The sequence below is a fragment of the Foliimonas ilicis genome (assembly GCF_039939195.1).
In the GTDB taxonomy this organism is placed as follows: domain Bacteria; phylum Pseudomonadota; class Alphaproteobacteria; order Rhizobiales; family Rhizobiaceae; genus Foliimonas; species Foliimonas ilicis.
Genome location: NZ_JBDUUH010000007.1, coordinates 127,581 through 146,955 on the forward strand (window position 1 = coordinate 127,581; position 19,375 = coordinate 146,955).

The 19,375-nt window shown below is 59.2% G+C and carries 18 protein-coding genes and 1 pseudogene; 8 read left to right on the forward strand and 11 right to left on the reverse strand.

What is annotated here, in order from left to right; translation table 11 throughout:
• Positions 1-47: 47 nt before the first annotated feature.
• Positions 48-2,102, forward strand: a complete 2,055-nt coding sequence (gene parE, locus ABFT80_RS16425; RefSeq protein WP_347973002.1) for a DNA topoisomerase IV subunit B — start codon at positions 48-50, stop codon at positions 2,100-2,102.
• 23 nt (positions 2,103-2,125) lie between these two features.
• On the opposite strand, the gene ABFT80_RS16430 is transcribed toward parE, so the two are convergent.
• Positions 2,126-3,247 carry a DUF2336 domain-containing protein gene (locus ABFT80_RS16430; RefSeq protein WP_347973162.1) on the reverse strand — a complete coding sequence of 374 codons (1,122 nt, stop codon included), beginning with the start codon at positions 3,245-3,247 and terminating at the stop codon, positions 2,126-2,128.
• A gap of 131 nt (positions 3,248-3,378) precedes the next feature.
• Here ABFT80_RS16430 and ABFT80_RS16435 point away from each other — a divergent pair, with 131 nt between their 5' ends.
• Both ABFT80_RS16435 and ABFT80_RS16440 read left to right on the forward strand, forming a co-directional pair.
• Positions 3,379-3,843, forward strand: a complete 465-nt coding sequence (locus ABFT80_RS16435; protein WP_347973003.1) for a MaoC family dehydratase — start codon at positions 3,379-3,381, stop codon at positions 3,841-3,843.
• The gene (locus ABFT80_RS16440; protein WP_347973004.1) at positions 3,843-4,721 is read left to right on the forward strand and encodes an HpcH/HpaI aldolase/citrate lyase family protein; all 879 of its coding nucleotides are present in this window, start codon (positions 3,843-3,845) and stop codon (positions 4,719-4,721) included. The genes ABFT80_RS16435 and ABFT80_RS16440 overlap by 1 nt, the downstream gene beginning before the upstream one ends.
• Here the strand turns inward: ABFT80_RS16440 and ABFT80_RS16445 are convergent.
• Both ABFT80_RS16445 and ABFT80_RS16450 read right to left on the reverse strand, forming a co-directional pair.
• Positions 4,712-5,322: pseudogene (locus ABFT80_RS16445) on the reverse strand (flavin reductase family protein). The gene ABFT80_RS16440 and the pseudogene ABFT80_RS16445 sit on opposite strands and share 10 nt — an antisense overlap.
• On the reverse strand, positions 5,322-5,906 hold the full coding sequence (locus tag ABFT80_RS16450) for a nitroreductase family protein (protein ID WP_347973005.1): 585 nt from the start codon (positions 5,904-5,906) through the stop codon (positions 5,322-5,324). Before ABFT80_RS16450 ends, ABFT80_RS16445 begins: the two are co-directional and overlap by 1 nt.
• Positions 5,907-6,039: 133 nt before the next feature.
• On the opposite strand from ABFT80_RS16450, the gene ABFT80_RS16455 reads away from it, so the two are divergent.
• Entirely contained in the window at positions 6,040-7,038 is a 999-nt protein-coding gene (locus ABFT80_RS16455) for a hypothetical protein (RefSeq protein ID WP_347973006.1), read from the forward strand.
• 45 nt (positions 7,039-7,083) lie between these two features.
• Here ABFT80_RS16455 and thrS read toward each other — a convergent pair whose 3' ends face one another.
• The 3 genes from thrS to ABFT80_RS16470 form a co-directional block, all read right to left on the reverse strand.
• Positions 7,084-9,060, reverse strand: coding sequence for a threonine--tRNA ligase (gene thrS, locus ABFT80_RS16460; RefSeq protein ID WP_347973007.1), 1,977 nt, complete (start codon positions 9,058-9,060; stop codon positions 7,084-7,086).
• A gap of 109 nt (positions 9,061-9,169) precedes the next feature.
• A complete protein-coding gene (gene yidD, locus ABFT80_RS16465) occupies positions 9,170-9,547 on the reverse strand; it encodes a membrane protein insertion efficiency factor YidD (protein ID WP_347973008.1) in 378 nt (125 codons plus the stop codon).
• On the reverse strand, positions 9,544-9,705 hold the full coding sequence (locus tag ABFT80_RS16470; RefSeq protein WP_347973009.1) for a hypothetical protein: 162 nt from the start codon (positions 9,703-9,705) through the stop codon (positions 9,544-9,546). The genes yidD and ABFT80_RS16470 overlap by 4 nt, the downstream gene beginning before the upstream one ends.
• A gap of 117 nt (positions 9,706-9,822) precedes the next feature.
• Here ABFT80_RS16470 and ABFT80_RS16475 point away from each other — a divergent pair, with 117 nt between their 5' ends.
• The gene (locus tag ABFT80_RS16475) at positions 9,823-10,692 is read left to right on the forward strand and encodes a LysR substrate-binding domain-containing protein (protein ID WP_347973010.1); all 870 of its coding nucleotides are present in this window, start codon (positions 9,823-9,825) and stop codon (positions 10,690-10,692) included.
• Positions 10,693-10,833: 141 nt separating this feature from the next.
• On the opposite strand, the gene ABFT80_RS16480 is transcribed toward ABFT80_RS16475, so the two are convergent.
• Complete coding sequence (locus ABFT80_RS16480) at positions 10,834-11,277, reverse strand: iron-sulfur cluster assembly scaffold protein (protein ID WP_347973011.1); 444 nt, start codon at positions 11,275-11,277, stop codon at positions 10,834-10,836.
• Positions 11,278-11,496: 219 nt separating this feature from the next.
• On the opposite strand from ABFT80_RS16480, the gene folE reads away from it, so the two are divergent.
• The 3 genes from folE (at position 11,497) to ABFT80_RS16495 (ending at position 13,756) form a co-directional block, all read left to right on the forward strand.
• A complete protein-coding gene (gene folE, locus ABFT80_RS16485) occupies positions 11,497-12,135 on the forward strand; it encodes a GTP cyclohydrolase I FolE (protein WP_347973012.1) in 639 nt (212 codons plus the stop codon).
• 39 nt (positions 12,136-12,174) lie between these two features.
• The gene (hisI, locus tag ABFT80_RS16490) at positions 12,175-12,630 is read left to right on the forward strand and encodes a phosphoribosyl-AMP cyclohydrolase (RefSeq protein ID WP_347973013.1); all 456 of its coding nucleotides are present in this window, start codon (positions 12,175-12,177) and stop codon (positions 12,628-12,630) included.
• A gap of 160 nt (positions 12,631-12,790) precedes the next feature.
• Positions 12,791-13,756, forward strand: a complete 966-nt coding sequence (locus tag ABFT80_RS16495; RefSeq protein ID WP_347973014.1) for a patatin family protein — start codon at positions 12,791-12,793, stop codon at positions 13,754-13,756.
• A 50-nt stretch (positions 13,757-13,806) separates the two neighbouring features.
• Here ABFT80_RS16495 and recJ read toward each other — a convergent pair whose 3' ends face one another.
• From recJ to ABFT80_RS16515, 4 genes are all read right to left on the reverse strand, one after another.
• Positions 13,807-15,594: a single-stranded-DNA-specific exonuclease RecJ gene (gene recJ, locus ABFT80_RS16500; RefSeq protein ID WP_347973015.1), complete on the reverse strand. Its 1,788-nt coding sequence runs from the start codon at positions 15,592-15,594 to the stop codon at positions 13,807-13,809.
• Positions 15,595-15,658: 64 nt separating this feature from the next.
• Positions 15,659-16,636, reverse strand: coding sequence for a class II fructose-bisphosphatase (glpX, locus tag ABFT80_RS16505; RefSeq protein WP_347973016.1), 978 nt, complete (start codon positions 16,634-16,636; stop codon positions 15,659-15,661).
• Between the two features lie 151 nt (positions 16,637-16,787).
• Positions 16,788-18,101, reverse strand: coding sequence for a homoserine dehydrogenase (locus ABFT80_RS16510; protein WP_347973017.1), 1,314 nt, complete (start codon positions 18,099-18,101; stop codon positions 16,788-16,790).
• A gap of 43 nt (positions 18,102-18,144) precedes the next feature.
• Complete coding sequence (locus tag ABFT80_RS16515; RefSeq protein ID WP_347973018.1) at positions 18,145-19,362, reverse strand: LL-diaminopimelate aminotransferase; 1,218 nt, start codon at positions 19,360-19,362, stop codon at positions 18,145-18,147.
• Positions 19,363-19,375: the final 13 nt, after the last annotated feature.

The following is a 19,375-nucleotide window of genomic DNA, read 5'->3' on the forward strand; positions in this document are numbered from 1 at the left end:
AATGGCACATTCTGCAAGTGATTCGAGCCACCAGGCATACGGTATTCATGGACGACAGCAACGACCTTTTCGGCAAACTGGAAACCACCGCACCGCGAGCAACCGCGCGCCCGGCAGATCCGTTGGTTCAGGCTGCGCGCAAGACAGCGGTCAAAGAAACAATCAAGGACGCCAGCGACGGCTATAGCGCGGCAGACATCGAGGTTCTGGAAGGTCTGGAACCCGTGCGCCGCCGCCCCGGCATGTATATCGGCGGCACCGACGAAAAGGCGCTGCATCATCTGTTCGCGGAAGTCATCGACAACTCGATGGACGAAGCCGTCGCGGGCCATGCGACCTTCATTGATGTCGAACTCAGTGCTGACGGATATTTGAGCGTTACCGACAATGGCCGTGGCATTCCGGTCGATCAGCATCCCAAATTCAAGGACAAGTCGGCGCTCGAAGTCATCATGACCACGCTGCATGCGGGCGGCAAATTCGATTCGAAAGTCTATGAGACTTCCGGCGGCCTGCACGGCGTCGGCGTTTCTGTGGTCAACGCACTGTCCGACGATCTCGTTGTCGAAGTGGCGCGCGGCCGCAAGCTTTACCGCCAGCGCTTTTCGCGCGGCGTCCCGCAGGGCGGGCTGGAACATCTGGGTGACGTGCATAATCGCCGCGGCACCACGGTTCGCTTTCACCCCGACGAGCAGATTTTCGGCAAGGATGCGAAATTCGAACCGGCGCGGCTTTACCGCATGGCGCGCTCAAAAGCCTATCTGTTCGGCGGCGTTCAGATCCGCTGGTCATGTGATCCCTTGCTGATCAAAGACAAGGACCCGACCCCGGCCAAGGCCGAACTGCATTTCCCTGGCGGCCTGAAGGATTATCTCGCGGCCTCGCTCGGCGGTGATTTTCAGGTCACGCGCGAAATCTTCGCAGGCAAGAGCGACAAGCAAGGCGGCCACGGCTCGCTAGAATGGGCCGTCACTTGGTTTGGTGGCGACGGCTTTATCAACTCCTACTGCAACACCATCCCGACCGGTGAAGGCGGAACGCATGAGGCAGGCTTCCGCAACGTTTTGACGCGCGGCCTGAAAGCCTATGCCGAACTGACCGGCAACAAGCGCGCGGCCATCGTTACCAGCGAAGACGTGATGATTTCGGCAGCGGGCATGCTTTCGGTCTTCATTCGTGAGCCGGAATTCGTCGGCCAGACCAAGGACAGGCTGGCGACAGTCGAGGCCATGCGCATCGTGGAAACCGCGATCCGCGATCCGTTCGATCATTGGCTGGCGGACAATCCGCAGGAAGCCTCAAAACTTCTGGAATGGGTTATTGCACGCGCAGATGAGCGTGTTCGCCGCAGGCAGGAAAAAGAAGTCTCGCGCAAGACGGCAGTTCGCAAGCTGCGCCTGCCGGGCAAATTGGCCGATTGTACGCAGAACGCCGCGGCCGGTGCCGAACTCTTCATCGTCGAGGGTGACTCCGCTGGCGGCTCGGCCAAGCAGGCGCGCGACCGCGCCAAGCAGGCGGTGCTGCCATTGCGCGGCAAGATCCTCAATGTCGCGAGCGCCGGTCACGACAAGCTGACGGCCAACCAGCAGATTTCCGATCTCATTCAGGCGCTTGGCTGCGGCACGCGCTCGAAATATCGCGACGAGGATTTGCGCTACGACCGCGTGATCATCATGACCGACGCCGACGTCGACGGCGCACATATCGCATCGCTGCTGATCACCTTTTTCTATCAGGAAATGCCGCAACTCGTCAGCGCCGGACATCTCTATCTGGCCGTCCCGCCGCTCTACCGCATCAGCCAGGGCGGCAAGACGCTTTACGCGCGCGATGATGCGCACAAGGACGAGTTGATCAAGACCGAGTTCACCGGGCGCGGCAAGGTCGAAATCGGGCGGTTCAAGGGCCTTGGCGAAATGATGGCCAATCAGCTTAAGGAAACGACGATGGACCCGAAAAAGCGCACGCTGCTGCGTGTCGAGGTTCTGGTCGATGAGGACGGCACCAAGAGCGCCGTCGATGCCCTCATGGGCACCAAAGCCGACGCCCGCTTCCGCTTCATCCAGGAACGCGCCGAGTTTGCGGAAGAGCTGGATATTTAGGTGGTTTCTAAACCGACAACTCCCTAAGCAGCAGCAATCGCCAGCGCATGCCCGCGCGCATTGGCGCGCAGCGCATCGAGGTGGATGGATTTAACCAGAGTTGCGAGGTCACCTTCGGCACTCTGCCCGCCCAGTTCCTTGAGCATCAGCCAGGAAACCTCCTGTGCACCGGCCTGACGCCGGCCATTGGCGACTTCGCGCCACACTTTCAGGGCGCAGAACAGCACCCGATGCATTGTCTCCGAAAGCCCTGCTTTCCGGAAAATTGCGCCAAGCGCAATGTCATTACCCGCAGCCAACATCGAATTGACGCGCGTTTCATTCTGCCCCGTCAACGCAACAAGCGCCGAGCCGAAGAAGTCGATCTTTCCATGCGCGACCATGCGAATGATGAAACCTGATGTCAGATCGCCGCGGAGGCGCATATGCTCGATCAGGGCGGCGTGTTCGACCGATGGCGTGCCTTCGATCAGGGTCAGCGAGGCCTTTACGCAGGCATCGCGCGTGAGTTTTTCGGCGCGGGCATAGCCGATCAACCCTTGAACCAATGGAGATTGGCGCAACGCCTCTCCAAGCTTCACCAGTAGCATATGGCGGCAATCGGATGGCAGCCGCCTATCGGCGATCAACGCCTCGCGAACCTGTGGCAGATGGCCGTGGCGCTCGGCCATGCGGCGAAAGCTCAATGAGGCAATGGTCGCACCGCTGTTGCGAACCAACGTCGCGCAGGCTTCCGGCTCTCCGACTTCAGCAATGGCTGCCGCTACGCCCATAGAAACCTGCGGACGATCCGCGATCAATTGCTGGATGGCCGCATGGCCGGACGCGACGCGATCAACGAGATCGGAATCGGTCAACAGCGGCGAGCGCATGAGAATGACGCCGGCGACCTCCGGCTGGTCGCAGGCCAATGCGTTTATGATCTGGATGGGAGCCGCACGGCTCATCGAAAGAGGCTCGGCGATGGCAAGGCGCACTTTCGCGGACGGATCGTCCAGAAGCAAAGTAAGTGCGGCTTCAGCCGCGCATCGGTCCTCGAAAGGCATGTCGCTTGAAATATAGGCTCTGGCCAAAGCATTGGCAGCGGCTGCCCGCTCTGAAGCCTTGGCCGTGTTGATCCATTTGAGGAAATGCCCCACGATCATGCAGTCTACCCATATGCCCACCGGAGAATCTCCGGTTCCCGGCAACAAGAAGTAGGCGCAAATGGTTTACGAACGGTTCACCATATTTCTTAACCTTGCAGCACTCCCCCCAACACAATAACAGTGAACGAGTGGAGGAGCTTATGGCCGGTTTGTATCTTGAAGAATTCGTGGTTGGTCAGGTGATAAAGCACAGCCTTACCAAGAGCGTCACGGAAAGTGACAACATGCTGTTTTCCACCATGACGCTCAATCCGCAGCCGCTGCATATCGACTTCGATTTCGCGGCAAAAAGCGAATGGGGCAAGCCACTGGTCAATTCACTGTTCACGCTCGGCCTGATGATCGGTATCTCGGTGCATGACACGACGCTCGGCACCACGATCGGCAATCTCGGCATGACGGATACGGCGTTTCCGAACCCGGTCTTTCATGGCGATACGATCCGCGTTGAAACGGAAATCGTGGCGGTTCGCGAATCGAAATCAAAGCCGGATCGCGGCATCGTCACTTTCGAACACCGCGCCTTCAATCAAAACGGCATACTGGTCGCGCAATGCACGCGTCAGGCCATGATGCTGAAGAAAGCCGCCTGATGCGCTCACTGCTTTTCGTCCCGGGCGATTCCGAAAAGAAGCTCGAAAAAGGTTTCCAGTCGGACGCCGATGTCGTGATCGTCGATCTGGAAGATTCCGTTTCGCTTGCGAATAAGGAAGCTGGCCGCAGGGTTGCTGCGGAATTTCTCGGCCAAAAACGGCAGGTGACCGTTTATGTCCGGGTCAACGATCTCTCGACCGGCCTGACCGACGACGATCTGGCAGCACTCGTCCCAGCCCGGCCCGATGGCATCATGCTGCCGAAATCGAACAGCGGCGAGGATGTTCAGCATCTTTCGACGAAACTGCGGGTTTATGAAGCGAAAAACGGCCTGCCGGATGGTGCAATTCGCATCATCCCGATCATTACCGAGACAGCAGGCGGCGTTTTCGGTGCACAGACCTATCGCGACAAGAGCCCGCGCCTTGCTGGTCTGACATGGGGTGCGGAGGATTTGTCGGCGGCAATCGGCGCGCGTGCGACACGCGACGATAAAGGCCGATATACAGATGTGTTCAGGCTGGCTCGCGCGGTGACGATCCTCGCTGCTGCCAACGCCGATGTTGCGGCAATCGACACTGTCTTTCCGAATTTCCGCGACATGGATGGCTTTGCCGCCGAATGCCGCGCTGCAGAGCGCGATGGTTTTACGGCAAAGATGGCGATCCATCCCGCACAGGTGCCGGTCATCAACGAGGCGTTCACGCCATCGGCTGCGGCCATGGAACACGCCAATGCGGTGATCAAGGCTTTCGAAGCGGCGGACAATCCGGGCGTCGTCGGCCTCGACGGGCAGATGTACGACATGCCGCATCTGCGCCGTGCGCAAAGGCTGATTGCGCGGGCAAAATCATCTGGGCTTTTGCCTCAGGATTGATCTTCCCAGCGCGGGCGGCGCTTTTCGAATGTCTGCTCGATCGAGGAAAAATCGAAATAGCCGAGCCGTGATACATTACCGGCTTTGATTACATCGAACAGGCCGTCCGTCAGGAACGCTTCGTCGATATGAATGCCGACGACCTCGCCAATGACGACAAAAGCGCCGGCATGTTTGCCGTCGAGGCCTTTCGGCTCGAAAATCTCCGTTACCTTACATTCGAGGGCGGCAGGCGCTTCGGCAACGCGCGGCGGGGCAACCAGTCTGGAGGGCGCAGCGGTCAGCCCGGCATAGCCGAACTCGCTGGTGCCGCGCGGCGCGTTGACGGAGCTCATATTCATCTTGTCGGCCAGATCGCGACCGACCAGATTTGCGACGAATTCGCCGGTTTCACGCGCAAAAGTCGCGCTGTCCTTTTCACCCTCGGACGAAAACCACACAAGATGCGGATTGGACGACAGCGCGTTGAAAAAGGAATAGGGCGCGAGATTGACCTCGCCTTTCTTGCTGACGGTCGAAATCCAGCCGATGGGTCGCGGCGAAACGATCGCCTTGAACGGATCGTGCGGGAGGCCGTGTCCTTGGATGGTTCGAAAAACATCATGCGCTCCACGGACCGGCATAGTCGGCGTAAAGCTTGGCGATGTCCGGGCGCGGACGCTCCGGCGCCACACCGTCGAAAGTGCCGATATGCACGAAGCCGACGACGCGCTCATGCGGCGCGAGGCCGAGAATGGCCCTGCCCTCATCCGTGTCCGAATACCAGTTGGTGATCCAGTTTGCGCCATAGCCAAGCGCATTCGCCGCGATGACGAGGTTCATGGCTGCAGCACCGCCCGACAGGAACATTTCCCATTGCGGAATTTTGAGGTTTTCCTTTGGGCTGGAAATCACGCCGATCACCAAGGGCGCACGCGCAAAACGCGACTTTTCCTGGGCCTTGCGGCCTTCCGGCAAAGGACCTTCGCGCTTCTTGGCAAGTTCGGCCAGCTTTTCGCCGATCTCGACGCGAGACTGGCCGCGATAAAGAATGAACCGCCATGGTTCGAGCCGTCCGTGATCTGGAACGCGCGATGCGATGCGAATCATCGTCTCGATTTCGTCGCCGGTCGGCGCAGGCTCGCGCAGCTCCTGTATCGGCGCGGAACTTCTGGTCAGCATAAATTCGATGATCGGCGAATCCATTCGTCTAAAATCTCCTGAAATATATGGCTGGAGCGTCTCTTGGATCGAGCGCGTCTGGCTTTTGCGGGAACGGCCGCGAGGCGCGTGTCAAAAGAGCCTTGAAATTGCCACCGGCCTGAGGTTCATAGCAACCATGACCGCCGGGATATTCCGCCTTTTTGCCGTTCTGTCCAGTGCCGCAGTGTTCACGGTACTGCCAGCACTCGTTTCCGCGCAGGAAACGGACTCAGGCGTGGACGATCTGCAACTGCCCGGCATCACCAATTTCGCACCGCCGCGAAGCGAAGAACCGCTTGCCAAGCAAGGCCAGGGACAGGGCGTAATCACTCTCAGCGCACGCATGACCGATGAGGGCGAGGATATTTCGCACGGTCTCGTCTGGCGCGTCTTCGGATTGACGCAGGGTGCGGACGGTAAGCTACCGCTGATCGCCTCCGATAAGGGCGGAACGACGACCTTCCACCTCGAACCCGGCAGCTATCTGGTGCACGCAGCATTCGGGCGTGCCGGCGCCACCAAGCGCATGTCGGTGACTGCGGATTCGAAGAGCGAAACACTCGTTCTCGATGCAGGCGGGCTGGAACTCGATGCCGTGCTTTCCGGCGGCAAGCGCATTCCCGCCGACAAGCTGCGCTTTTCGATCTATGACGAAAAGGCGGATGAAAGCGGCGATCGCGCGCTGATCATCCCCGATGTGAAGCCGAATACGGTCGTGCGGCTGAATTCCGGCGTCTATCACATCGTCTCCACTTACGGCTCGGTCAACGCCATTATCCGCTCCGATATCAGGGTCGAAGCGGGCAAGCTGACCGAAGCAAGCGTCGAGCACAGAGCGGCGGAAATGACGTTCAAGCTGGTGCGTGAGGCAGGCGGCGAGGCAATTGCCGATACGTCCTGGTCGATCCTGACCGAGTCTGGCGATCCGGTCCGCGAAGCAGTCGGCGCTTTTGCGTCGGCGGTACTGTCGGAAGGCGACTACATAATCATCGCCAAGAACCGTGACCGCATCTACCAGCGCGATTTCTCGGTCGTCGCAGGTCAAAATCAGGACGTCGAGGTAACGACCGCCGATGTGGCGAGCGAAACCCAGCCCACCGGCCAGCCAATGACTGCAAACGAACCGCTGGACTGATTGCTTAAAAAAAACGGCGGGAGAAATTCCCCCGCCGCTTATCAATCAAGCCGCGTCGCGGCGGCGTTTGAGATCCGGCGCGAGCGCCTCTTCCGTCAAAGACGAGACAGCCTCTTCAAGCGACAGCGAATGCTGATCGCGTGAGCCGAGACGGCGGATATTGACCGTCTGCTCTTCTGCTTCGCGCTTGCCGCAGACGAGAATGACTGGAACCTTGGCCAGGCTGTGTTCGCGGACCTTGTAGTTGATCTTCTCGTTGCGCAGATCGGGTTCGGCCGAAAGTCCGGCAGCCTTCAAGCGTGCAACGACACTCTTGGCGTAATCGTCGGCATCCGATGTGATGGTCGCGACGACAACCTGCAACGGCGCGAACCAAAGCGGGAAATGACCCGAATAGTTCTCGATCAGGATGCCGAGGAAGCGTTCCATCGAACCGCAGATCGCGCGATGCACCATGACGGGCTGCTTCTTTTCCGAATCCGAGCCGATGTAGAAGGCCCCGAAGCGTTCCGGCAGGTTGAAATCGACCTGCGTCGTTCCGCACTGCCATTCACGCCCGATGGCGTCCTTGAGGACGTATTCGAACTTTGGCCCGTAAAACGCGCCCTCGCCCGGATTGATCGACGTCTTGATCTGCCCACCCGACTGCTCCTCGATCTGGGTCAGAACGCCATGCATGATCTGCTCGGCGTGACCCCAGGCCTCGTCGGAACCGACGCGCTTTTCAGGGCGCGTGGAGAGCTTCACCTGAACTTCCGTGAAGCCGAAATCGGCATAGGTCGTCAGGATCAGATCATTGATGCGCAGGCATTCGGCTGCAAGCTGCTCTTCCGTGCAGAAGATATGCGCATCGTCCTGCGTGAAGCCGCGAACGCGCATCAAACCATGCAGCGCGCCTGACGGCTCGTAACGATGAACATTGCCGAATTCAGCAAGCTTTACAGGCAGATCGCGATAAGACTTCAGACCGTGCTTGAATATCTGGACGTGGCCGGGGCAGTTCATCGGCTTCAGCGCAAACACGCGTTCGTCGTCGGTCTCGTCGCCAGCGACAGTGACCTTGAACATGTTTTCCTTGTACCAGCCCCAATGGCCAGAGGTTTCCCAAAGCGACTTGTCCAGCACCTGCGGCGCGTTGACTTCCTGATAGCCCTGCACGTCGAGGCGACGTCGCATATAGGAAACGAGGTTCTGGAACATCTTCCAGCCCTTGGCATGCCAGAAGACGACGCCCGGCCCCTCTTCCTGAAAATGGAAAAGGTCCATCTCGCGGCCAAGACGGCGATGGTCGCGCTTTTCGGCCTCTTCCAGCATGTGGATGTAGGCCTCTAGCTGTGTCTGATCGGCCCAGGCCGTTCCATAGATGCGCGTCAGCATCGGGTTGTTGCTGTCGCCGCGCCAATAAGCGCCCGCGACCTTCATCAGCTTGAAGGCGCTGCCGATCTGGCCGGTTGAAGCCATATGCGGCCCGCGGCAAAGGTCGAACCAGTCGCCCTGTGCGTAGATTTTCAAATCCTGATCTTCAGGAATGGCGTCGATCAGTTCGAGCTTGTAGCGCTCGCCCTTGTCCTCAAAAACCTTCTTGGCACGGTCGCGCGACCAGACTTCCTTGGTGAAAGCCTTGTTGCGCCCGATGATCTCGCGCATTTTCTTTTCGATGACGGGAAAATCGTCGGGCGTGAACGGCTCGTTGCGCGCGAAATCGTAATAGAAGCCGTTTTCGATGACGGGACCGATGGTCACCTGCGTTCCGGGCCACAATTCCTGCACAGCCTCTGCCAGCACGTGTGCGGCATCGTGGCGGATGAGTTCAAGCGCGCGCGGATCGTCGCGCAGCACGATCTCGACAGAACCCGATTTGCCAAGCGGATCGGAAAGATCGCGCACGGTGCCGTCTATCGCATAGGCGACGGCTTTCTTGGCCAGCGACTTCGAAATCGATTCCGCAAGGCCAGCACCGGTCAGCGCCGCGTCATATTCGCGGACGGAGCCATCGGGAAATGTGAGGGAAACATTGGACATTCTATTCTCCTATCCAGTCCCGCAAACGAGCGCGGGTGGTGATTGCCGGATGCGTCCGGCGGCGAGCGGTCTTTTAGATGCTGAAATGAAAGCCGTAAAGGCGTTTGGCTTATTCGGGAGTCGGCTTTTTGCGCTTGGCCCCGATGTGCCAATAGCGCCACGGCATGAACCACCGGTAGCGGCTCTGCAGAGTTTCCGGCACGCGGTCTATGCCGTGCGTGCCGAACGGCCCGCATCTCATGACGCGGAAAAAGCCCATCCAGCCGCCTGCCCAAAGGCCATGCCGCGCGATGGCCTCATGCGCGTATTCCGAACAGGTCGGCAGATGGCGACATGTATTGCCGATGAAACCGGACAAAGTGAGCTGATAGAGCCGGACGATAGACGTGCCGAAAACCCGGCCCGGCGTCTTGCGCCAGGGACCGGGCCAGTTGCGCCCGCGCGAAACCGCGGTCGGGCGATGCTCATGCCGGTGTTCGCTGCTCATGTTTTGGTGCGAAAGCTCCATCTACCCGTTAGATGTCGCCTGCGGCGTGGTTTTGCAACCGCGATATCGTCTTCGCACTGCTTTCCCTTGCGCCTGACCGGCGCTGGCTGGAACGTCACGATACGCATCACATCCTGGAAAATTTCGATCATGTTCATGGCCGTATCCTCCTTGCTGCAAGCAGGAATAGGCCTCCTGTACACGCCCCTCAAACGAGTATAATTTCGCTCTGGAATAACTTGAGGTTATGCGAAATGCAGCGTGGAAGACTGCCTTTGACGGCGCTTCGCAGTTTCGAGGTGACGGGACGTCTTCTGAGTTTCAGCAAGGCTGCCGAGGAACTGTTCGTTTCGCAGGCGGCGATCAGCCGGCAGATACGCGAACTGGAAACCTTTATCGGCTCCCCTCTGTTCGAGCGCCATCATCGTCGCGTTTCGCTCACCGAGAGCGGCGCATATCTTCTTGCCCGCCTTACCCGGAATTTCGACGACATGGACCAATGCCTGAGCGAGTTGCGGCAGGCGTCGTCTAACGAAACGATTGCGGTGAGCGTCGAACCGTCCTTCGCCGGCGCATGGCTGGTGCCGCGACTGAATTTTTTCAGCCTCTCAAACCCGTCGATCGATGTGTCTGTTATCGTCGATGCCAAGCTGGTGGAGTTCCGCACGCATGAAGCCGAATTGGCAATTCGCCACAGCGCCACCGAACGATTCTGGCCGCGCACGCAAGCGAGGCATCTGGTCGATATTGCGGTCAGTCCTGTGCTCTCTCCGAAACTGCTTGATAATGGCCCGCCGCTGACAGAACCGGCAGATCTCAGGCATTATACGCTTCTGCACGAAGAGAACCGGAATGGCTGGCAACGCTGGTTCGAGGCGGCCGGAATCCCTGACGGCCTGCCGCAACGCGGCCCGATCTTTACCGACAGCGCGCTTGCCGCACAGGCCGCGGCACTTGGACATGGCGTGGCATTGGGCGACCGCGTTCTGAACCAAGCCGATTTGAAGGCCGGGCGCCTTGTCATGCCATTTGATGTGGAAGTGGACTTCGGCGCCTACTGGCTGGTCGCATCCGATTTCGAAAAACTCAGTCCCGGCGCAAAAATCTTTGCCGACTGGCTGATAACTGAAATCGCCTCGGCATAGAGACCGTTTGATAATTCGCCCTGGCGAGTCATATGGCGTGGTTTTCGAGAACCGGAGCGGAGCGTACATTTGGTACGTGAGCGACGGAAGCGCAGAAAACCGCGTCAGATGGCCGCCAGGGTAGAATTTGCAAATGGTCTCTTAGGCGGCGTCCGCTTGCTTCTTCTCAATCTGGCCGATCGCATCGACGACCGCATCGAAGGTGAGCATGGTCGAGGCGTGGCGCGCCTTGTAGTCGCGAACGGGTTCCAGATATTTCAGATCGGCAAAACGGCCTTCCGGCGGCGGTCCGTTTTCCTTCAGCATGCGCAGCATCGTCGCGCGGACGGCGCGCAACTCGTCCGCACTTGCGCCGACCACATGCTCGGCCATGATCGCCGACGAAGCCTGACCGAGCGCACAGGCTTTCACATCGTGGGCGAAATCCGTCACCACGCCATCGCGCATGACGAGGTCGATCGTGACGGTCGAGCCGCAAAGCTTGGAATGCGCCTTGGCTGATGCATCCGGGTACTCCAAGCGGCCAATACGTCCGATATTGCCGGCAAAACCGAGAATTTTCGCGTTGTAGACGTCGTCGATCATCGTTTTTCCATCCAATGCCGCATCTTGGAAGATCAATCCTCTTCCTTTCGACATAACAGGTCTTATATAAGGGCTGTGCTCGAACGTCGGCAAGAAGGCCGCATAAGAGCATTTGCAAGCCGCTTTTCGGGCCGGAATCATAAACTCCGAATTTCCCGCAAAAGGCTGTGGTCCGTTCAACTCGTTCCTTCAAAGAAAGGAACTACGGGAGACGCCTTTATGGACGCCGTCATTAAAAACCTTACTCCGCGCGCCGACAATTCAGACAAAAAAATCGTAGATCGCCCATCGCAAGCCGAGGTCGAAGCTGCCGTTCACACACTTTTGCGCTGGACCGGCGACAACCCGGACCGCGAAGGCCTGCTCGATACGCCAATGCGCGTTGCCAAGGCCTATCGCGAAATGTTCAACGGCTACGATCAGGATCCGGCGGAAGAGCTGGGCCGGACTTTCGAAGAAGTCGCCGGTTATGACGATCTGGTGATCGTGAAAGACATCAGCTTCCATTCGCATTGCGAGCACCACATGGTGCCGATCATCGGGCGGGCGCATGTCGCCTATCTGCCAGACGGCAAGGTGGTCGGCCTTTCCAAGATCGCCCGCGTCGTCGACATTTTCGCCCATCGCCTGCAAACGCAGGAAGCGATGACTGCGCAGATTGCTGGCACTATACAGGACGTGCTAAATCCGCGCGGCGTTGCCGTGATGATCGAGGCCGAGCACATGTGCATGGCCATGCGCGGCATCAAGAAACAGGGATCGACGACCCTGACCTCGACTTTCACAGGCGCTTTCAGAGACAGCCCCGAAGAGCAGGTCAGGTTCGTGACAATGTTGCGGAGCGGCCGTCGCGATTGATCTCGCTATGGCCGGCTCCGCCAGACCAAGGAACCGGCCGTGCCTATCACTTTTCCGCAAGCATCATCCGACAAGAAGCAGCTTGAAGAAGGCGCGGCGTTTTCGCCGCGCTTCGACGCTTTCGGCCTCGTAACAGCCGTTGTGACGGACGCCGCCGACGGAACATTGTTGATGGTCGCCCATATGAATGCCGAGGCGCTGGGTCTGACGCTCGAAACCGGCATCGCACATTACTGGTCGCGTTCGCGCAATTCGCTTTGGAAAAAGGGCGAAAGCTCGGGAAATTTCCAGCATGTCGTCGAAATCCGCACCGATTGCGACCAGGACGCAGTGTGGCTGCGCGTAAATGTCTCAGGCCATGATGCAACCTGCCACACAGGGCGGCGTTCCTGCTTTTACAGGGTAGTCGGGGTCGATGACGGCACGGCTTTTTTGCGCAGCGATGGCACCCGGCCATTGTTCGACGTGAAAAAGACATATGGCGGCGGCAATTGAACCAGACTGAAAGCAGTGGGTCATACCTGTCCATACGTTCGAAATCCATCCAAACAGATGACTGGATGACAATTCGATCGAATTGACAGTCATGGCCCTTAGAATTCACCTTTTGGATACGCCCTGAGCATAGGATTGTTCCGGGATACGGGAGAACACGATGCTCGAATGGGCGTCATTGCGCGGAAATCCTTCGATGAGAGAGGCGAACGGCCTTTCATCGGGGACGGCGAACGAAACCAAACCCAAGAAATCCGGCATATCGCTGGCGCTTGGTGGCGGTGCCGCGCGCGGCTGGGCGCATATCGGCGTGCTGCGCGCACTTGAGGAAGAAGGCATCGAGATCGATATGATCGCCGGAACCTCGATCGGCGCGCTGGTCGGCGGCTGTTATCTCGCCGGAAAGCTGGACGAACTCGAAGAATTCGCACGAAGCCTGACCAAAAGACGCATTTTCGGTCTTCTGGATTTCCGCCTGAGCGGCAACGGCCTGCTGGGCGGCATGCGGCTGACGGCGCGTATGCAGGAACATTTGTCGGGCCTGACTTTCGCCGACCTGCCGAAGCCATTCGTCTGCGTTGCAGCCGAAATTCGCACCGGTCATGAAATCTGGCTGTCGAGCGGCTCGCTGATTACCGCGATGCGCGCGTCTTACGCCCTGCCCGGCGTTTTCGAGCCGGTCATTGCCAATGGCCGCATTCTGGTCGACGGCGCGCTGGTCAATCCGGTTCCGGTTTCCGTGTGCCGCGCTTACGAGCAGCCTTTGGTCGTGGCCGTCAATCTTCACTACGATCTCTATGGACGCGCCGCCGTTATCAAGCACAGCGCAGGCGAGCTGGTGATCGAAAAGGACGCCGCACCCGGCGGCAAAAATCGTCCCGCCAATCCGTCGAAGGAAACGCGCCTCGGCATAACGGGCGTGATGGTCGAGGCGTTCAACATCATCCAGGATCGCATTTCGCGCGCACGCCTGGCAGGCGATCCGCCGGATTTGTCGTTGCAGCCGAAACTCGGACATATCGGCCTGTCGGAATTCCATCGCGCCGACGAAGCGATCCGGCTTGGTTACGAGGCAACGAAGGCACAGATCGGCGATCTGCAGCGGCTGCAAACGGTTTTTGGCTAAAGCATCGAACCGAAAAGTGGTCGCCGGTTTTCGGATTATTCCGATGCGATCTAAAATGCCGGCGCTGCATCCGTGATGCGAAACTGGACCGATTTCGATCCATTCCAGTAATTTCCAGACAATGATCCGGCGACATGGATCGTTGAGCCGCGATTCTTGAACAGAAAATCGCCCAAAACCGTATCCGCAGCGCGAAATGCAATCGCCTGTATGCGCTTGCCGCTGTCGGATTGCAGGTCTGCGCGAATATGCGACGTGCCGACGAGACGCGCATCGAGCAGTTTGTGACGCGGCAGAACGAAGACCGGCGCGACATGGCCCGAACCGAACGGCCCCGCCTTTTCCAGTGAATCCAGAAGATCGAGCGTCGCACCATCGGCGGCAAGTGCGGCATCGATCTTCAGCGTTTCCTCATCCTGAAGCCGGAAGACATCTGCCGATGCACGCTCTTCGAAAAACGCGCGTAATGCCCCGAGTTTCGCGTGTTCGACCGTGATACCCGCCGCCATTGCGTGCCCGCCGCCCTTGACCAGCAGCCCCTGTTCGACCGCCTCGCGCACGAGCTTGCCAAGATCGAAACCGGATACGGACCGCCCGGAGCCCGTACCGACACCATTTGCATTGAACGAAATGGCGAAGACCGGACGCCGCGCATGATCCTTCAAACGCGAGGCGAGCAGACCGACAATGCCCGGATGCCAGCCGGAACTGGCGGTGATGAGAACTGCCGGGCCTGTACCTCCGATAAGCTCCGCATCGGCTTCGGCGCGCGCTTCGGCAAGCATCGCCTGCTCCATCGCCTGCCGTTCTTGATTGAGCCGGTCGAGCGTTTCGGCAATCGTTGCCGCTTCGACCGGGTCGTCTGTCGCCAGCAATTTGCTGCCCAGTGCCGCATCGCCGATACGTCCGCCGGCATTGATGCGCGGCCCGATCATGAAACCCAGATGAAATGCCGCGATCGGTTCACCAATGCGCGAAACGCGCGCGAGGGCTGCGATACCGGCATTGCGCTGCTGGCGGATCGCCAGAATACCTTTGACGACGAAGGCGCGGTTGACGCCGGTCAGCGGAACCACGTCGCAGACCGTTCCAAGCGCCACCAGATCGAGCATCGAAAGCAGGTCCGGGCGCGACGCGTCGGGCATCCGATTTCGCAGGACTTTCGCTGTCTGAACCAGCGTTAGAAAGACGACACCTGCGGCGCAAAGATGGCCCTGACCGGAAAGATCGTCTTCCCGGTTCGGATTGACCACCGCGACCGCATCCGGAAGCGGGCCCCCGACCTGATGGTGGTCAAGGACGACGACATTCGCGCCCAATTCATTCGCCGCTGCGATCGAGGGGCCGCTATTCGTTCCGCAATCGACCGTGACTATAAGCGAAGCGCCGCGCGAAACGAGATCGCGCATGGCTTCGGGGTTCGGGCCATATCCTTCGAAAATGCGGTCGGGAATGTAGATTTCCGACTGAATTCCATAATGATCGAGAAAGCGCTTCAGAAGTGCGGAAGACGATGCGCCATCGACGTCATAATCGCCGAAAATGGCAACGCGTTCCTTGGTGATGACGGCGCGTGCGATACGCTCCGCAGCCTTTTCCATATCCGTCAGCGAGGCAGGGTCCGGCAACAGATCGCGGATGGTCGGATCGAGAAATTGTTCGACTTCTTCGGCACTTACGCCACGACCTGCAAGCACACGCGCGACGATATCCGGCACGCCATGACCTTGTGCCATGGCGAGTGCCGTCATTTCCTGCCGCTCGTTGAGACGGTGTTCCCAAGCAATGCCGGTCGCTGAGCGCCGAACGCCAAGAAAATATCGCCGTTCCGCGCTCACGCGTCGATCCGAATGTCATTCATTCCGGCACAATAGACCGGCATGAAGAGATGCCAAGAGCGCCTCAGAATTTTTCGAGGTCCTGATGGCGGGCCTTGATCTCGCGAACCGTGCGCGAGGACGAACGCAGGACGATTGTTTCGGTGCGGATTGAATCCTTGCCGAACTTCACGCCGTCCAGAAGATTGCCGTCCGTGACGCCGGTTGCCGCGAACAGAACGTCGCCGCGCGCCATATCGTTGATCCGATAAATCTTGTTCGGATCGGAAATGCCCATCTTGGCGGCGCGCTCCACATGCTCAGGCGCATCGAGCAGCAAACGGCCCTGCATCTGCCCGCCAATGCAACGCAGTGCGGCAGCGGCAAGCACGCCTTCTGGCGCACCGCCGGTGCCGAGATAAATGTCGATGCCGGTTTCTTCCGGGTCCGTCGTGTGGATGACACCGGCAACATCACCATCACCGATCAGACGGATTGCAGCACCGGTTTCACGAACGGCTTCAATCAGCTTGGCGTGGCGCGGACGATCCAGAATGCAGGCGGTGATTTCAGAAACAGGCACGCCTTTGGCCTTCGCCAGGCGCTCGATATTTTCCTTCGGCGAAGCGTCGAGGCTGATCGTATCTTCCGGGTAGCCGGGTCCGATTGCGATTTTGTCCATGTAGACGTCGGGCGCGAAAAGCAGGCTGCCCTTTTCGGCAATTGCAATCACGGCCAGAGCGTTCGGCAGATTCTTGGCGCAGATCGTCGTGCCTTCGAGCGGGTCGAGCGCGATATCGACTTCCGGGCCTTCGCCCGTGCCGACTTCTTCACCAATATAGAGCATCGGCGCTTCGTCGCGTTCGCCCTCGCCGATGACGACGGTGCCGCGAATGTTGAGGCTGTTGAGTTCGGAGCGCATGGCATCGACCGCAACCTGATCCGCCGCCATCTCATCGCCACGTCCCCGCAGACGCGCAGCCGCCACTGCGGCACGCTCGGTCACGCGGACGAGTTCCATGGTGAGAATTCTATCGAGACCCGCAATCGCGCTTTTCGCCATCAGTCATTCCTTTGATATTGGTCGTGCCGCCCGGTTGGCGACGCGGCTTGTTTTGTCAAAGTGTCATGACAACGGCAAGACCGCGCGATGCCTTTACGGCTCGGCGTTCAGATATGAATCGATTAGAACCGGTCACTCTTTGCGACAGCTTTTATCCAGCGCGTTCGATGCGGATAACCTGCGGCTTGTCTGTCAGGTGGCCGTCCTTGGTAATGCCGTCCACGGCCTTGCGCACGGCGGCTTCCGTCGTCTCATGAGTGACGAGGATGACGTTCTTCTGGCCGGTTTCGATGGCGCCAGCGGCATGCTGGACGATGGATTCCAGCGAGATTTCATTGTCGGCCATGCGCTTGGCGATCGCCGCGAACACGCCAAGACGATCATACACCGTCAGGCGAATGAAATAGCCGCCGGCATGCGAGCGCATGCGTGCCTTCTTGTAAGGCGCGAGTTCCTTTGCCGGGCGTCCGAACACCGGGCCGTGCTGGAAGCCGGGCTGGCTCTTGGCGATGTCGGCAATGTCGCCGACCACGGCGGATGCCGTCGCATTGCCGCCAGCACCGGGACCGGAAAGCAGCAATTCGCCCAGAATATCGGTTTCGATGGCGACCGCGTTCGTCACGCCATGCACCTGCGCGATGACAGACGCCGTCGGCACCATCGTCGGGTGCACACGCTGCTCGATGCCGCTTTCGGTGCGCTGTGCAACGCCCAGCAGCTTGATGCGATAGCCAAGCTCGGCTGCGGCGCGAATATCGGCCTGCGTGATGTTCGAAATACCTTCGAGATAGATGTCGTCGGCTGCGATCTTGGTGCCGAATGCGAGGCTGGTGAGGATCGCCAGCTTGTGCGCGGTATCATTGCCCTCGATGTCGAAGGTCGGGTCGGCTTCCGCATAGCCGAGACGCTGCGCGTCTTTCAGGCATTCATCGAACGAGATGCCTTCGGCTTCCATGCGGGTCAGAATGTAATTGCAGGTGCCGTTAAGAATGCCGAAAACGCGCGTGACGCTGTTGCCAGCCATCGCCTCGCGCATCGTCTTGATGACGGGAATGCCGCCAGCAACCGCGGCTTCGTAATTCAGCAGAACGCCCTTCTTCTCCGCACTTTCGGCCAGAGAAACGCCGTGCTTGGCGAGAAGCGCCTTGTTGGCCGTGACGACATGACGGCCAGCTTCGAGTGCGGCCTTTACTGAAGTCCGCGCCGGGCCTTCTTCGCCGCCGATGAGTTCAACGAACACATCGATATCGGCCTTGGTGGCCAGCTCGACCGGATCGTCAAACCACTGCGCGCCGCCGAAATCGACGCCGCGATCGCGGGCGCGATCACGCGCGGAGACTGCAACGACGGAGATTTGCCGTCCGCATTGACGCGTCAGTGCGGCTTCCTTCTCCTGCAACACGCGCGCCACGGAGGCACCCACAGTACCGAGACCGGCAATTCCAATACGCAAAGCTTCGGCCATGTCCCGCAAAGTCCCTTAAATCTGTCTGGAAATCAGGTTTCGCTCAACGCCGTCCGGCGAGCGAAACCACATTGTCCTGTTTTTCCGCCACCGTGGAGAAAAACTTCTTGATGTTGCGCGCAGCCTGCCGGATGCGATGCTCATTTTCAACGAGCGCCAAGCGCACGTAATTGTCGCCATGCTCGCCAAAACCGACGCCCGGCGCGACCGCGACATCCGCCTTTTCGATGAGGAGCTTTGAAAACTCCAGCGAGCCCAATTGCTTGAACTGTTCAGGGATCGGCGCCCAGGCAAACATCGAGGCAGGCGGTGCCGGAATATCCCAGCCCGAACGGCCGAACGCATCGACCATCACGTCGCGGCGGCGATGATAGACTTCGCGCACTTCCGCAATGTCCGCGCCATCGCCATTCAATGCCGCACTTGCGGCAACCTGAATGGGCGTGAATGCGCCATAGTCGAGATAGGATTTCACGCGCGTCAAAGCCGAGATCAGGCGTTCATTGCCGACCGCAAAACCCATGCGCCAGCCGGGCATGGAAAACGTCTTCGACATGGAGGTGAACTCGACGCAGACATCAATCGCGCCCGGCACCTGAAGCACCGAAGGCGGCGGATTGCCATCGAAATAAATCTCCGAATAGGCGAGATCCGACAGGATGATCAGATCGTTCTTTTTCGCGAACGCCACGACATCCTTGTAGAAATCCAGCGATGCGACGAGTGCTGTCGGATTGGACGGATAGTTCAGGATCAGCGCCAGCGGCTTGGGGATCGAATGGATCATCGCGCGTTCGAGTGCGGGGATGAAGCTGTCGTCCGGTTCCGACTGGATGGAACGGATGACGCCGCCCGACATGATGAAGCCGAAAGCGTGGATCGGATAGGTCGGGTTCGGGCAAAGGATAACGTCGCCAGGCGCGGTGATCGCCTGCGCCATATTGGCGAAGCCTTCCTTGGAGCCGAGCGTCGCGACGATTTGCGTGTCGGGATCGAGCTTCACGCCGAAACGGCGCGCATAATAAGAGGCCTGTGCGCGGCGCAGGCCCGGAATGCCGCGCGACGAGGAATAGCGGTGCGTGCGCGGATCGCGAACGACCTCGCATAATTTATCGACGATCGCCTTCGGTGTCGGCAGATCGGGATTGCCCATACCCAAATCGATGATGTCCGCGCCCCTGGAGCGCGCGCTGGCTTTCAGACGATTGACCTGTTCGAATACATAAGGCGGAAGCCTGCGAACCTTGTGAAACTCTTCCATGTCAGGTCTCGAA